Source organism: Methylocystis sp. (assembly GCF_050251305.1).
GTDB lineage: Bacteria > Pseudomonadota > Alphaproteobacteria > Rhizobiales > Beijerinckiaceae > Methylocystis.
This window is the reverse complement of the sequence record NZ_JBFWNB010000030.1, coordinates 1-14,430: the sequence shown is the minus strand read 5'-3', so window position 1 is coordinate 14,430 and position 14,430 is coordinate 1. Positions and strand designations below refer to the sequence as shown.

13 protein-coding genes are annotated in these 14,430 nt (G+C 65.1%); 7 read left to right on the top strand and 6 right to left on the bottom strand.

Annotated elements, in window-relative coordinates:
* Positions 1-254: 254 nt before the first annotated feature.
* From AB7F41_RS11135 to ung, 3 genes are read left to right on the top strand one after another with little or no spacing between them, the layout of a single operon-like run.
* Positions 255-1,493, top strand: a complete 1,239-nt coding sequence (locus AB7F41_RS11135) for a peptidoglycan-binding protein (RefSeq protein WP_428380521.1) — start codon at positions 255-257, stop codon at positions 1,491-1,493.
* Positions 1,494-1,545: 52 nt separating this feature from the next.
* Positions 1,546-2,571 carry a hypothetical protein gene (locus AB7F41_RS11130; RefSeq protein WP_428380523.1) on the top strand — a complete coding sequence of 342 codons (1,026 nt, stop codon included), beginning with the start codon at positions 1,546-1,548 and terminating at the stop codon, positions 2,569-2,571.
* Positions 2,572-2,627: 56 nt separating this feature from the next.
* Positions 2,628-3,296 (top strand): uracil-DNA glycosylase, encoded by a 669-nt coding sequence (gene ung / locus AB7F41_RS11125; protein ID WP_428380525.1) that lies wholly within the window; start codon positions 2,628-2,630, stop codon positions 3,294-3,296.
* 67 nt (positions 3,297-3,363) lie between these two features.
* Here the strand turns inward: ung and AB7F41_RS11120 are convergent, their stop codons facing one another.
* Both AB7F41_RS11120 and AB7F41_RS11115 read right to left on the bottom strand, forming a co-directional pair.
* Positions 3,364-4,014 carry a glutathione S-transferase family protein gene (locus AB7F41_RS11120; protein WP_428380526.1) on the bottom strand — a complete coding sequence of 217 codons (651 nt, stop codon included), beginning with the start codon at positions 4,012-4,014 and terminating at the stop codon, positions 3,364-3,366.
* 38 nt (positions 4,015-4,052) lie between these two features.
* On the bottom strand, positions 4,053-5,162 hold the full coding sequence (locus tag AB7F41_RS11115) for a calcium:proton antiporter (protein WP_428380527.1): 1,110 nt from the start codon (positions 5,160-5,162) through the stop codon (positions 4,053-4,055).
* Between the two features lie 179 nt (positions 5,163-5,341).
* Between AB7F41_RS11115 and uvrC the strand changes: the two genes are divergently transcribed.
* Positions 5,342-7,330, top strand: a complete 1,989-nt coding sequence (gene uvrC, locus AB7F41_RS11110) for an excinuclease ABC subunit UvrC (RefSeq protein ID WP_428380528.1) — start codon at positions 5,342-5,344, stop codon at positions 7,328-7,330.
* A 149-nt stretch (positions 7,331-7,479) separates the two neighbouring features.
* On the opposite strand, the gene AB7F41_RS11105 is transcribed toward uvrC, so the two are convergent.
* Positions 7,480-7,893, bottom strand: coding sequence for a lysozyme inhibitor LprI family protein (locus tag AB7F41_RS11105; protein WP_428380530.1), 414 nt, complete (start codon positions 7,891-7,893; stop codon positions 7,480-7,482).
* Between the two features lie 48 nt (positions 7,894-7,941).
* On the opposite strand from AB7F41_RS11105, the gene AB7F41_RS11100 reads away from it, so the two are divergent.
* The 3 genes from AB7F41_RS11100 to AB7F41_RS11090 all read left to right on the top strand — a co-directional run bounded on the left by AB7F41_RS11100 (position 7,942) and on the right by AB7F41_RS11090 (position 12,297).
* On the top strand, positions 7,942-8,796 hold the full coding sequence (locus AB7F41_RS11100; RefSeq protein WP_428380531.1) for a YihY/virulence factor BrkB family protein: 855 nt from the start codon (positions 7,942-7,944) through the stop codon (positions 8,794-8,796).
* Between the two features lie 83 nt (positions 8,797-8,879).
* The gene (locus AB7F41_RS11095) at positions 8,880-11,351 is read left to right on the top strand and encodes a DNA translocase FtsK (RefSeq protein ID WP_428380533.1); all 2,472 of its coding nucleotides are present in this window, start codon (positions 8,880-8,882) and stop codon (positions 11,349-11,351) included.
* A gap of 70 nt (positions 11,352-11,421) precedes the next feature.
* Positions 11,422-12,297: an outer-membrane lipoprotein carrier protein LolA gene (locus tag AB7F41_RS11090; RefSeq protein WP_428380535.1), complete on the top strand. Its 876-nt coding sequence runs from the start codon at positions 11,422-11,424 to the stop codon at positions 12,295-12,297.
* Between the two features lie 92 nt (positions 12,298-12,389).
* Here AB7F41_RS11090 and AB7F41_RS11085 read toward each other — a convergent pair whose 3' ends face one another.
* The 3 genes from AB7F41_RS11085 to AB7F41_RS11075 all read right to left on the bottom strand — a co-directional run.
* A complete protein-coding gene (locus AB7F41_RS11085) occupies positions 12,390-13,424 on the bottom strand; it encodes an aspartate-semialdehyde dehydrogenase (protein ID WP_428380537.1) in 1,035 nt (344 codons plus the stop codon).
* Positions 13,425-13,459: 35 nt separating this feature from the next.
* Positions 13,460-13,822, bottom strand: coding sequence for a hypothetical protein (locus AB7F41_RS11080; RefSeq protein ID WP_428380539.1), 363 nt, complete (start codon positions 13,820-13,822; stop codon positions 13,460-13,462).
* A gap of 71 nt (positions 13,823-13,893) precedes the next feature.
* A partial coding sequence (locus tag AB7F41_RS11075) for a succinate dehydrogenase iron-sulfur subunit (RefSeq protein WP_428406578.1) occupies positions 13,894-14,430 on the bottom strand: 537 nt, incomplete at its 5' end.

Below are 14,430 nucleotides of genomic sequence, written 5' to 3'. Positions count from 1 at the left end.
GCGGCGCCATCCGCGCGCCGACAACGCAGGTTTCGCCGCGCGATCCGCGCGCGATTGACAGATTTCGCGTTTTGATTGATGCTAAAAAAATTACTACTTTAAGTAGTATTCATACCGTCTGCCATTTTCGAAAAGCCGAGTCCTCACAGGTGTTTCATGACCACGCCCTGGCTCACCGTTTCCCTCGAGTTTCTCAATAAGAAAGAGGTCCCGGGACCTTCATCCAATCCCGAAATCATCGAGATGTATCGGCTGTGCGGCCACAAGGTGCAGGACGACGCCGTTCGTGGTGCGCCGCCTTCGTCGGCGCCTGCCTCAGTCTCGCCGGCTACAGGAACAGCGGTTCGCTGGCGGCGCGCAGCTACGAGAACTTCGGCAGGGATCTCCATGGCGCGCCCGAACATGGCGCGATTGTCGTTTTCCCCCGCGGCGCGCCAAATTCCGGCAAGGGCCACGTCGGTTTCGTCGAGCGCGTGGAAGGCGACCAGATCGTCTATGTGAGCGGCAATCTGAGCGACATGGTCAAGCGCGACACGCGTCCGAAGTCGGACATGATTGCATGCCGCTTGCCGCTGGAGATCGCCCCCTTGCCGCAAACGTTCCTGCCGACGATCGTGCAGATCGCGCAGAATGAGGCGCCGCCGCATCTGCGCGGAGGCGTCGCCGGCGATATCATCACGCCGCCCGTCAGCGAGGTGAAGGCGCTCGACGAGATTGCGGAGGGAGCGGTCGGCCCGGCGGTTGAAGCGCTGCAAAGGGCGCTGCGGGACGCGGGCCTCAGCCCCGGCGAGATCGACGGCGAGTTCGGCCCCAACACGCGCAACGCCGTCGCCCTGTTTCAACAGTCGCGCGAACTGCCGGCGACCGGCGTCGCCGACGAGCGCACGCTGAGCCTTCTGAACATCCCGGCGCATCGACAAATGCCAGCCGTGATCGGTCCGGAGGTTCAGCGCCGCGAGGAGCGCGAACGCTTCCTCGAGCGCCTCGTCAGGCAATTGGTCAACGGCCTCACGACGCGGGACGCAAGTTCGCCCGACGCGTCGGCCACGGACACCTTGTCGAATCTTCTTCGTCAGGCGCTCGCTCCCAAGCCCAACGGCCAGGCGGCCGAAGGAACCGCAGGCGCAGACGCCGCGCTACGACGACTGCTCCAAGCGGCGCTTCAAGGCGCAGGAGCAAAGCCTGCAGGGAATGGCGCGCTTCCGACGTCCGACGACATCGCGAAGGCTCTGCCGATGTCGCCGATCGACAAGGCGCTGGGCGGCGAAGCGCTGGTCGGGCTGAAAACGCCGGCGGCGATCGGCGCCTATGCCGCGCTATCGATCTTTCAGACGCTGGGCATCGCCGGTCCGGCGACGGCGACCGCCGCCCAGCCGCCGTCGACGACCAGCCAGGTTCTGCTGACGCTGATCGGCGCATTCGGCGCGCTCGGCGGCGTTTCCAAGGTCGACCGCGCAGTTCGCGCGCTGAGCCTCATCGCCGCAAAACGCTGACGTTCAGCGCCGCCGCGCGCCTTGCGCGCGCTCTCGTCGCACGGAAACGCCTATGTCCAATTATCGATTTGCCGATCTGCAAGCCACCTATGGGCAGCTTTGGCGCCGCTTGCAAATCCACCCCGAACGCCGCGCAGAAATCGACCGGATCGCCGCGAAACTGCTCGCCGACAAGCCGCGCTATCAGCGCGTCGCCGAATTGACCGGCGCGCCATGGCCGTTGATCGCCGCGCTTCACCAACGGGAGTCAGGCGCGGATTTCACGCGCCATCTCCACGAGGGCTCTCCTCTCGCCGACCGGACGAAGAGGGTTCCCAGAGGACGGCCGGCGAACGGCCATCCGCCCTTCACCTGGGAGCAAAGCGCGATCGACGCGCTGACGGTCGGCAATCACGACATGCGCGCGGTGAATTCGTGGACCATCGAACGCCTGTGCTTCGAGGCGGAGAAATACAACGGATGGGGCTATCGCAATCGAGGGCGGCCCTCGCCTTATCTCCTCGCGGGCTCGACCGAATATGTTTCAGGAAAATTCGTCGGCGATCATCAGTTCGATCCGTACGCCATCGACAAGCAATGCGGCGTCCTGCCCATCGTCAAACGGCTCGCGGAGCTCGACGGTTCGATCACGATCGGCCGCCCCGGCTCCGCTCTCGTCCCCATGTCCCAGATCTCGGTTCCCGCCTTCGATGATCCAAAGGGAGTGTCTCACGTGACTCCGGTTCCCGCGCCGCAGAATGACGACGTCCTCGCACGCCTTGTCGACGCCCTTCTGGCGAGACCCCGGGCGCGGCCCGACGCCAACGGGCAAGTTCCGAAACTCCTGTCGCCGATCGACAAGATCCTGGGCGGCGAGGCGTTGGCCGGGAGCAAGACGACGCTTGCGATCGGCGCCTATGCGCTGCTTTCCATCCTGGAAGCGACCGGCGCCGCCAGCGCGACGTCTCCGACGAGCGAGATCATGACGACCTTGATCGCGAGTTTCGGCGGCCTCGGCGTGCTGGCCAAGATCGATCGGGCGATCAAGGCGCTGTCGATCATCGCCGTGGAGGACAGTCGACAGGCGCCGACGCGGTAGTGGAAACCGCGACCGGGGATTAGCGCGCCGCCATCGCTTTCCGCTAAGCTTGGCGGATGACCAAACCCGTCCGTATCGAGGAAAGCTGGCGCAAACATCTCGCGCGCGAATTCGAGCAGCCCTATTTCGACGCGTTGCGCGCGTTCGTCCGCGGCGAATACGCCGCGCGTCAGGTCTATCCGCCGGCGTCACAGATTTTTCGCGCTTTCGACGAATGTCCGTTCGATGAGGTCAAAGTCGTGATTCTCGGGCAAGACCCCTATCACGGCGCCGGCCAGGCCTGCGGGCTCTGTTTCGCAGTCGGTTCCAATACGCCGCCGCCCCCGTCGCTCCAGAACATCTTCAAGGAAATCGAAACCGATCTCGGGCGTCCGGTCGTGCGCGATCCCGATCTGACGCGTTGGGCGCGGCAGGGCGTGCTGCTGTTGAACGCCACGCTCACCGTCCGCGAGAACGCCGCCGGCTCGCATCAGAACAAGGGCTGGGAGCAATTCACCGACGCCGCCATCCACGCGCTCTCGCGCGAACGCGACGGCGTGGTCTTCATGCTCTGGGGCGCCTATGCGCGGCGCAAGGGCGCGGGAATCGACCGGCGCAAACATCTCGTGCTCGAATGCGCGCATCCGTCGCCGCTGTCGGCCAACAATGGCTTCTTCGGCTGCAAGCATTTCTCGAAGGCGAACGACTATCTGATCGCCCGCGGCCAGGCGCCCATCGACTGGTGAGGCGCAATGTCGTCGCCCGCCCTCGGCGCATGCGTCGATCGCGCCAGACGACGAGTCACGGATCTGCTCAGCCGCCTGTCGCCTTCGCCGCCGCTTCGTGAATCTTCAGCAGCTCTGCGTCCGTCTGCGCGACGCGCGCAAAGCACGGCCGCGTCGTGACGCGCTCGACATAGGCGGAGATCTGCACGTTGTCCGGCACGAGTCCGAAGCCGACCGTCCAACGCAGCGCCGTTCCCCAAAGAATGTCGGCGGCGGTGAAGCGCTCGCCGAAGAGATAGGGGCCCTGCGTCAATTGCGCGTTGATCAGCGCCATGACGCCGTCGAAATCGCCATAGGGGCTTGTGCGCGCCGGCGCCGGCGCGCGATCCATCGAACGATCGACGACCGCGGGCTCGAACGCCGACCCATAGATCACGAGCCAGCGCAGATAAGGTCCGCGCAAGGCGTCGCCGATCGGCGGCGCGAGGCCCTTCTGCGGAAAGGCGTCGGCGAGATAGATGAAAATCGCGCCGAGCTCGGTCACGAGCGCGCCGTTGTGCACGATCCCCGGCACTTTGCCGAGCGGATTGACGGCGAGGTATTCCGGCGTGCGTTGTTCGCCGAGATGAAAGTTCAACGCGCGCAGCTCGTAGGGAACGTCGAGTTCTTCGAGCAGAGTCAGCACGCCCGAGGCGCGCGTGCGCGGCGCGTAATACAAGATCAGACTGTCGTCGTTCATGCGCGCACTTTGCGTGAGAGCTACGGCGCGAACAAGAGCTATGGCACGAACAACAGAAAAATATATGTCGCGAAAACGACAAGATGCACGAGGCCGGTCAGCAGATTGGTTCGGCCGGCGCCGAAGCTCACCACGCTGAGCAGCAATGTCAGCAGCAGCAGGACGGTGTCGCGCGGCTCGAGTCCGAAAACGATTTCATGCTTCGTCACGACGCTCAGGATCGCGACGGCGGGAACCGTGAGCCCGATCGTCGCGACAACCGAGCCGAGCGCGCCATTGAGACTCGTCTGAAGCGCGTTGCGCATCGCCGCGCGTATGGAGTTCAAGGACTCGGGGAGCAGAACCAGCATCGCGACGGCCGCGCCAGCCACCCTGTTCACATCGTCCACGCCCAGCCAGCTGAGCCCCTCTTCAAGACCAGGAACGACCCGTTCGGCGAGAAGCGAGACGCCGATCAGACTGGCCGTCAGGCCGACGCCGGCGAAAATCGTCATCGCGCGCGACGGCGTCGCTTCGCCATGACCGACCGCCGCCAAATGTACGTCGATGAAATAGGATCGGTGCCGGACCGTCTGAATGAAGAGAAACGCGCCGTAGAGCAGCACCGACAGGATGCTGACGAAAATGAGCTGACTTGAAGACAGAGTGGGTCCGTCGCTCGACGTCGTGTAATCGGGAAGGATCAGCGTCAGGACGGAGAGCGCGATCAGGATGGCGAGATAGGCGCTCGTCGCCATCGGCTGCAGTTCCTGCTCGTGATGACGGAAGCCGCCGATCATAAGGCAGAGGCCGACAAGGCCGTTGCAAACGATCATGATCGCGGAGAAGACCGCCTCTCGCGCTTCGGTCGGGTCCTCATCGCCATGTTCGACCATGGAGGCCATGATCGCGACCTCGATGATTGTCACGGCGATGGTGAGAACGAGCGTGCCATAGGGTTCGCCGGTCCTGGCGCCGAGGATCTCGGCGTGCCGTAATCCGGCGAAGACCGCGCCGATCAGGAAAATCGCCGCAAGAGTCGGCGGAATGAAGTCGATGGTCGCCGGAAGCTGGGAGATCCAGCGCTCGCCGAACATGAAGCTGGCGGCCAACCCGAGCGCCAGGGCCGGAAACAGGACCGCGCCAACGGTGATCCTCGCCGCCTGCATTCCGCCCCCATGTCGTCGCAGCCCAAGCGTTGCGGGACTTTGGCCAGTCGGTCAGGCCGGCGCAAGGCGGCGAGCCGACGCTACGTCCATCGAGTCAAGGTTCTACACAATTCTTTGCGGGCGCCGAAAGGCGTCGGCGCGACTTTCCATCGGGTTCGCCCGCGCATAGATCTAGGCGAATGACCGCCAACGCCGCCAATCCGCGCGATCTTCCGCCTGAAGACGACGACGCCTTCGAAGCGGCCGACGCCGCCCTCGAGGCGGATATGGAGCCTTGCGACGAGAGCGCGGAGACGCCGCAGACGCCCGAAAGCGTCAAACGCGGCGTCGACGTCATCAAGCGGCATTGGCGTCACGCGCCGAACGGACCTGGCGTCTATCGCATGATCGCCGAAAACGGCGAGGTGCTTTACGTCGGCAAGGCGAAAAACGTGCGCAAGCGCGTCGCGAGCTATACCCGCCTCGCAGGTCATGTGAACCGCATTGCGCGGATGATCTCCGCCACCGCCGCGATGGTGTTCATTTCGGTCGAGACCGAAACCGACGCTCTGCTTCTGGAGGCGAATCTCATCAAGCAGTTGAAGCCGCGCTTCAACGTGCTGATGCGCGACGACAAATCCTTCCCCTATATTTTGATCGCCAAAGACCACGACGCGCCGCAGATTTTGAAGCACCGGGGGGCGCGCGTGCGCAAGGGCGACTATTTCGGACCCTTCGCCAGCGTCTGGGCGGTCAATCGCGCGCTCAACGCTCTGGAGCGCGCCTTTCTCCTGCGCTCCTGTTCGCAAAGCTTTTACGACAATCGCACGCGCCCGTGCCTGCTCTATCAGATCAAGCGCTGCGCCGGCCCATGCACCGGCGAGATCTCGACCGAGGATTACGCCGAACTCGTGCGCGAGGCGCGGGATTTTCTCTCCGGCAAAAGCCGGGCCGTGCGCGAGCAACTGGCGCGCGAAATGACCGAAGCCGCCGAGCGGCTGGAGTTCGAGCGCGCGGCGCGGCTGCGCGACCGCATCTCGGCGCTCTCGGCGGTTCAGGGCGCGCAGGGGATCAACCCGCGCAGCGTCGAAGAAGCCGACGTCTTCGCCATCGCCAAGGAAGCCGGGCGCTTCTGCGTCGAAGCGTTCTTCTTTCGCGCCTATCAGAACTGGGGCAACCGCTCCTATTTTCCGCGCGCCGACGCGACGCTGTCGGAGTCGGAGGTGCTCGACGCTTTTCTCGCGCAATTCTATCAGGAGCATCCTTCGGCGCGCTGCGTGTTTCTCTCCCATCCGATCGAGGACAGCGCGCTGCTTGAAGAGGCGCTCACGGCGCGACTCCGCCGCCGCGTCGAAGTGCTTGCGCCGCAGCGCGGCGAGAAACGCGAACTGGTGGAGCACGCGCTGCAGAATGCGCGGCAGGCGCTCGGCCGCAAACTCGCCGAGGATGCAAGCCAGCAGCGCCTGCTCGCGGCGCTGGGCCTGTCCTTCGGTCTGGCCGCCGCGCCGCGCCGGATCGAAGTCTACGACAATTCGCACATTGGCGGCGCGCAGGCGATCGGCGCGATGATCGTCGCAGGCCCCTCAGGATTCATGAAAGCGCACTACCGCACGTTCAACATTCGAAGCGCCGACATCACGCCCGGCGACGACTTCGGCATGATGCGCGAGGTGTTGACGCGCCGGTTCGCGCGACTGGCCAAAGAGGGCGAAAAGGATCAGGACGGCGACGCCTTTCCGACGAAGCCCGATCTGGTGCTGATCGATGGCGGTCGCGGCCAGTTCGAGGTGGCGCGGGACGTCCTGCGCACCCTTGGAGTCGAAGGCGTGGCGATCACATCGATCGCCAAAGGCGCGGATCGTAACGCCGGACGCGAGACGTTCTTCGTCGACGGACGGGAGCCATTTCGCCTGCCACCGCATGATCCGGCGCTCTATTTCGTTCAGCGTCTGCGCGACGAAGCGCATCGTTTCGCGATCGGCACGCATCGCGCGCGACGCAAAAAGGAATTCACCAGGAATCCGCTCGATGAGATCGCCGGCGTCGGCCCCGCGCGCAAACGCGCGCTGCTCCTGGCGTTCGGTTCGGCGAAGGCCGTATCGAAAGCCGCGCTCTCCGATCTCGAGAAAGTGCCCGGCGTCAACAAGGCGACGGCGCGGCTCGTCTATGAGCATTTCCAGCGCGAATAGCGCAGCGGACAGTTGGCCGATGAGCGGAGCGGCGCCGCGCCGACGGGGCCGCAAGGATCGCCGCACCTGCGCGCAGAAGGACGCCATGGCCGTCGGATCGTCAGCCTCTTGCAAACTGAGCTCAACTGACGCGGCGCGACCGCTGCTCTCTACTGCCCCCCGCAGGAAACATCCCCTTCCTGGCAGGTCAGCTGATGCTGCAGTCTCTTCGTCTGCTGCTCGGTCAGGTCCGTGAGGCATTGCGCCAGCATCATGCCGTGGATGCTTCCGTCGATCGTTCCCAAAGTGTCGAAAGCGCATTGCGCGTCGCGATATCCGATCCAGGATCGCTGCGCCTGTTGCAGTTTCGGCCGCGCTTTCGGGCTGATCTTGTTGAGCAATTTAGCGTAGACGGCATTGAGCGCGCCGTCGGCCGCCTTGAAGTTTTCGCCCGCGCAAATATTCATCGCCGTTTGCGTGTCGAGAAGGCTGCAATCCTTCGCCAGCGCTGGGCTCGACCCCTGTGAAAGCGCGATCAAGGTTGCGCTGACGGCGGCGAAACGCATAGAAGGCCAGATCTTCATGACCGGATTCTCTCTCTCGGCATCGCTATTCGGCGACGGCACGCTATCATGGTCGCCATGCGAAAATTTGTTCGAATTCTTTATGGCGCCTATCTCAAGTTCGACCGCGACGACGGCTGGGCGGTCACAAGCTATATTGCGCTTGCAATCCTGACCTCGCTGTTTCCGTTCCTGATATTCCTGACCGCCCTCGCCGGCTTTTTCGGCCTGGGGCAGGAAGCGGAAGCGGCGAGGAAACTGCTTTTCGACACTTGGCCGTCGAGCGTCGCCGGGCCGATCGCGGGCGAGATCCACAATGTGCTGACGCAGCCGCGCCGCGGTCTGCTCACGCTGGGCGCGGTCTTCTCCATATATTTCGCTTCGACCGGGGTGGAGGCGTTGCGCGTCGCCCTCAACCGCGCCTATGACATTAAGGACCAGCGCCCCTGGTGGCTGACGCGTCTTGAATCCATCCTCTATGTCTTTCTCGGCGCGGCGGCGCTGCTCGCCGTCGCGATCCTGCTCGTGCTGGCGCCGCTCGCGCGAGCGATTGCGGAACGCTTCATTCCTCACATCGTCCAGGATCTGGAGCCTCTCTACGAGCCCGTGCGCTATGGCGTCACCACCGCCCTGCTGGCGGCGGCGCTCTTTGCGGCCCACAAATTCCTGCCCGCCGAGCGGCGCAGCCTGTTCTTTCTCGGTCCGGGCATCGCGCTGACGCTGGTCGCGTCGCTCGCGCTCGGCGTCGGATTCGGCGCCTATCTCGCAAGATTCGCCGGGAGCTATGTTTCGACCTACGCCGGCCTCGCCTCGATCGTCATCGCCATCGTCTTCCTGCAGATGCTGGCGGCGATCTTCATCTACGGCGCCGAGCTCAATCAGACGATCGCCGCCGATGGCGAAAAAGTGGAAGGCCAGGGTTAAGCGCGCCTTAACCGAGGTTTTTTACGCTGCCCCGCATCCGCGCGCCGTCGGCGGCGATGCGATCAAGCGGGGCGTCTCCTCACATGCGCAGCCATGCAACGGGCCATTTCACCGAGCAGCTTCGCGAGTTTGCTGCGCGGCGGCTGGCTGAGCTCCTCGGCGCCTTCCTGGTCGCGACCGCCGCAGCGCTGACATTGTCGCTCGTCAGCTGGTCGGCCCGCGACCCCTCGCTCAATCATGCGACGTCGGGCCATGTCCGCAATCTCCTCGGCGCGCCGGGCGCGATCGTCTCCGACCTGCTGATGCAACTCGTCGGCTTCGGCGCCATCGCCGCCATCGTCCCGATCGCAACGCAAGGTCTGCGGCTCATGCGGCGCCGGCGGATCGGACGCGCGGCGCTGCGTTTCGGCCTCTGGATCGTCGGCGTCTTCGCCACCGCCGCCACCGCCTCGCTCTTGCCCGCGACCGATCGCTGGCCGCTGCCCACCGGACTCGGCGGAGTCGCCGGCGACGCCATCCTCACCGTCCCGCGCACGATCTTCGCCGGCTCGGCGGTGATGATGGCGCTCTTCGGCGTCGGCGCCGCGCTTGTGGCGATTCTCGCCGTGACCGGCGCCGCAGGGCTCGGCTTCGAATCCGAAGCCGACATGCGCAACCGCTCCTCCCAGGACGAGGGCCACGTCCGCGCCGTCGCCGAAGACGACGACGACGCCGATGGGGAGCCCGGCGTCGCCCTGGTTTCGCTGGGCGCGCTGATCCATTTCGGCCTGGCGTGCAAGGCCTGGGCGCTGCGGGCGGGGTCAAAGCTTAAACGGCGCGCGCGAACGACGGACCGGCCGCCGCCGCCGCGCTACCCGCGCGTCGAGCCGACCTTCGAGGAGCTAGACCTCTATCCGGATTTCGCGCCGCCGCACGCCCGCGATCTCGACGAACCCGAGGAGCCTCCGGTCCCGCGACCGGCGCCGCGCCGGACGCGCGCGCCGGCCCGGGCCGCGCAGCCGAGCTTCAATGCGCGCTACGAGGCGCCGTCCCTCGGGCTGCTCGCCGAACCGAAGAAACAGGCCGGCGGCGTGAAGATGTCGCAGGAGACGCTCGAACAGAACGCGCGTCTGCTCGAAGGCGTGCTCGAGGATTTTTCCGTCAAAGGCGACATCATCAACGTCCGGCCGGGACCCGTCGTCACGCTCTACGAGCTGGAGCCGGCGCCCGGCATCAAGAGCTCGCGCGTCATCGGCCTTGCCGACGACATCGCCCGCTCGATGTCGGCCGTCTCCGCCCGCGTCGCCGTGGTGCCGGGCCGCAACGCCATCGGCATCGAACTGCCGAACCAGCGCCGCGAGATGGTCTATCTGCGCGAACTCGTCGCCTGCGAGGATTTCGCCCGCTCCAATCACAAGCTGGCGATCGCGCTCGGCAAGACCATCGGCGGCGAGCCGGTGATCGTCGACCTCGCCCGGATGCCGCATCTTCTCGTCGCCGGCACCACCGGCTCCGGCAAGTCGGTCGCCATCAACACCATGATCCTGTCGCTGCTCTATCGGCTCAAGCCCGAGGAATGCCGGCTGATCATGGTCGACCCGAAGATGCTGGAGCTCTCCGTCTACGACAACATCCCCCATCTGCTGACGCCCGTCGTCACCGACCCCAAGAAAGCGGTCGTCGCGCTGAAATGGGCGGTGCGCGAGATGGAGGACCGCTACAAGAAGATGTCGAAGCTCGGCGTGCGCAATATCGACGGCTACAACGCCCGCGTCGCCGACGCGCAGACCAAGCGCGAGACGATCACCCGCACCGTGCAGACCGGCTTCGACCGCGAGACCGGCGAAGCGATCTTCGAACATGAGGAGATGTCGCTCTCGACGCTGCCGTATATCGTCGTGATCGTCGACGAAATGGCCGATCTGATGCTCGTCGCCGGCAAGGACATCGAAGGCGCGATCCAGAGACTCGCCCAGATGGCGCGCGCCGCCGGCATCCATCTGATCATGGCGACGCAACGCCCCTCCGTCGACGTCATCACCGGCACGATCAAGGCGAATTTCCCGACCCGCATCTCCTTCCAGGTGACCTCCAAGATCGACAGCCGAACGATCCTGGGAGAGCAAGGCGCCGAGCAGCTGCTCGGCCAGGGCGACATGCTCTACATGGCGGGCGGCGGCCGCATTTCGCGCGTGCATGGGCCGTTCGTCTCCGACCGCGAGGTCGAGGACATCGTCGCCCATGTGAAAACGCAAGGGGCGCCGCAATATCTCGACGCGATCACGTCTGAGGACGACGCCGGCGAGGATGCGGAGGCGCCCTCGCCCGGCTCGATGGATGCGGAGGAAGGCGGCGACCTCTACGACCGCGCCGTCGCCATCGTGCTGCGCGACAAGAAGTGTTCGACGAGCTATGTCCAGCGCCGCTTGTCGGTCGGCTACAACAAGGCCGCATCGCTCGTCGAGCGCATGGAGCAGGAGGGCGTCGTCTCTGCGCCTAACCACGCTGGAAAACGTGAGATTCTGGTGGGCGGCGGCATCGATCGGGGCGCATTCGACATCGAGGCGGCGGAGTGAGGCTTCGCCCCCAATTCCGCCAACTTATGCTAGGAAGACGGCGAATAGCTTTTCCGAATCGGAAGTCGCCGTGAAATATGTCCAATCCGCCGCACTGATCGCCGCGCTCTCGCTGGCCGTCCCGGCCGCCGCCGCACATCTTGCGCGCCCCGCTCGGCCGTCGCAGGGAGAGGCTCCGGCGGGCGTCCCGAGCAAATCCGCCGAGACGAATTCAGCAGAGGTCAAGGCGGGCGAAGCAAAGCCCAAATCGGCTGAGCTCAAGTCCGCCGCCGAGAAGTCCAGCGAGACGAAGCCCGGACAGGCGAAACCTGCAGACCCCGCGCCAGCCGCGAAGAAGGGCGCCAAGCCCGCCGCCCAGGCGCCTGCGGGCGCCTCCGCCGCCGCGACGATCGCTCAGACGCCCCCGCCGGAACCTGAGAAGCCCCTCAGCCGCGCCGAGGCGGTCAAACGCGCCAACGCCTTTTTCAACGCCTCGCCGGTGATGACGGCCGATTTCGTGCAGATCGGCGGCGACGGCAAGCGCTCCGAAGGCCGGCTTCACGTGCAGCGCGCCGGCCGCGTCCGCTTCGAATATGCGGAGCCCGCAACGATGGAGGTCGTCGCCGACGGCGCGCAGGTCGCGGTGCGCGACCGCAAGCTCGGCACTCAGGACCTTTATTTCATCACCCAGACGCCGCTCAAATTCTTGATGAAGGACAAGATCGACCTCGAGAAGGACGTCACCGTCGAAGATGTGCGGATTGACGACGCCGGCGTCACCATCTTCATCGAGGACAAGGCGACGTTCGGCGGCACCTCGCATGTGCGGCTGATCTTCGATCCGAAGACCTTCAAGCTGAAGCAGTGGCAGGTGAAGGACCCTCAGGGGTATGAGACCCTGATTTCGATCTTCAACATCGATCAGGCGAAAGTGCCGGACGCCGCGCTGTTCAAGATCGCCAAATAGGCCGCCGTCGCCGGACGCGATCCGCCGCGCCGCCCCAAACCCAGGCTTCTCCTGTCGAGATCGCGCGCGGCGCGCTGGCTCCGTCCGCCGCGCTAGGCCGCCTTTTTCTTTGGCGCCAGCAGCTTGCGGTTCATCAGCGTTTCGGCGATCTGCACCGCGTTGAGCGCCGCGCCCTTGCGCAAATTATCGCTGACGCACCAGAGAACGAGTCCGTTGTCGACGGTCGGATCCTCGCGGATGCGCGACACATAGGTGGCGTCTTCGCCCGCCGATTCATGCGGCGTGATGTAGCCGCCGGGTTCGCGCTTGTCGATGACGAGCAGCCCCGGCGCTTCGCGCAGGATATCGCGCGCTTCATCCGCCGAGATCGGCTTTTCGAATTCGATGTTCACCGCCTCCGAATGGCCGATGAAGACCGGCACGCGCACGCAGGTGGCGACGAGCTTGATCTTCGGGTCGAGAATTTTCTTCGTCTCCGCGACCATCTTCCACTCTTCCTTGGTGAAGCCGTCCTCCATGAAGACGTCGATGTGCGGAATGAGATTGAAGGCGATGCGCTTGGGAAACTTCTTCGCTTCTACGGGATTGGAGACGAACACCGCGCGCGTCTGCGCAAAGAGTTCGTCCATGCCTTCCTTGCCCGCGCCGGAGACCGACTGATAGGTCGAGACGACGACGCGCTTGATCGTCGCCGCGTCATGCAGCGGCTTCAGCGCGACGACGAGCTGAGCCGTCGAGCAGTTCGGATTGGCGATGATGTTCTTTTTGGCGAAGCCCGCGACGGCGGCGGCGTTGACCTCCGGCACGATGAGGGGCACGTCGGGGTCCATGCGCCAGGCCGAGGAATTGTCAATGACGACGCAGCCTTGCGCGCCGATCTTGGGCGCCCATTCCTTCGCGACCGAGCCGCCCGCCGACATCAAGCAGATGTCGACGTCCGAAAAGTCGTAAGCGTCGAGCGCCTTGCACTTGAGGGTCCGATCGCCGAAGGAGACTTCGACGCCGACCGAACGCGACGACGCCAGCGCGACGACCTCCGACGCCGGGAAGCGGCGCTCGGCGAGAATATCGAGCATCTCGCGGCCCACGTTTCCCGTAGCGCCGACGACCGCGACCTTATACGCCATGATCAAACTCCAGCCGGCGACCCGGCGTCCAGGGCTTAGAAAGGAAGGCCGACCGACATATTGCCGGAGGGCGACACGCCGATGGGCAAACCGCCCTTCGGCAGGCTCGACGACGTCTCGTCTTCCTTCTGCTTTCCGCCGGGCGGCGCCTTGCCGGGCGACCAGCCTTCGAGCTCGCCGAACTGGCGGTTGCCGCTTCCCTGCTGCTGTTGGCCGCCGCCGCGCTGGGACTGCTGCGCCTTGGCTTTCTTGCCCTTCGGCTGCGCGGAGACCGATCCTGACGCGTCAAGCGCGCTGGAGTCGAACTGAAGCTGCTCCGCTTGAGCCGCGCCGCCCGCTCCGATCAGGACAGCGGCGAGCAAAAGCGGGCCGAAAGAAAGCCGAGCGCAGTTCGACATGGCGCAGATCTCCGTGGACGTTTGAATTCGTCCTAAACCGGCGACGCGGCGGGATCAAGGCGGCCCGGCGCTCAGCGGGCCTCGGCTTCGTCCTGGGCGATCGCCATGTTTTTCAATTCCGCGATCGCCTTCGCCGGCGACAGGCTCTTGGGGCAGACCTGGGTGCAATTCATGATCGTATGGCAGCGGTAGAGCCGGAAGACGTCGTCGAGGTAGGACACGCGGTCCTCCGTCGCTTCGTCGCGCGAATCCTGCACCCAGCGGAACGCCTGAAGCAGCGCCGCGGGGCCCAGAAAACGGTCGGCGTTCCACCAATAGCTCGGACAGGCCGTCGAGCAGCAGGCGCACAGAATGCACTCATAGAGCCCGTCGAGCTTGGCGCGCTGCGCCGGCGACTGCAGCCGCTCCTTCTCCGGATCGGCCTCGGCGCGCAGCCAGGGCTGGATCGCCGCGTGCTGCTCGTAGAAAATCGTCAGATCCGGCACCAGGTCCTTGACCACCGCCATATGCGGCAGCGGATAGATTTTGATCGCGCCGTCGATCTCATCCATGCCCTTGGTGCAGGCGAGCGTGTTCAGCCCATCGATGTTCATCGAGCAGGAGCCGCA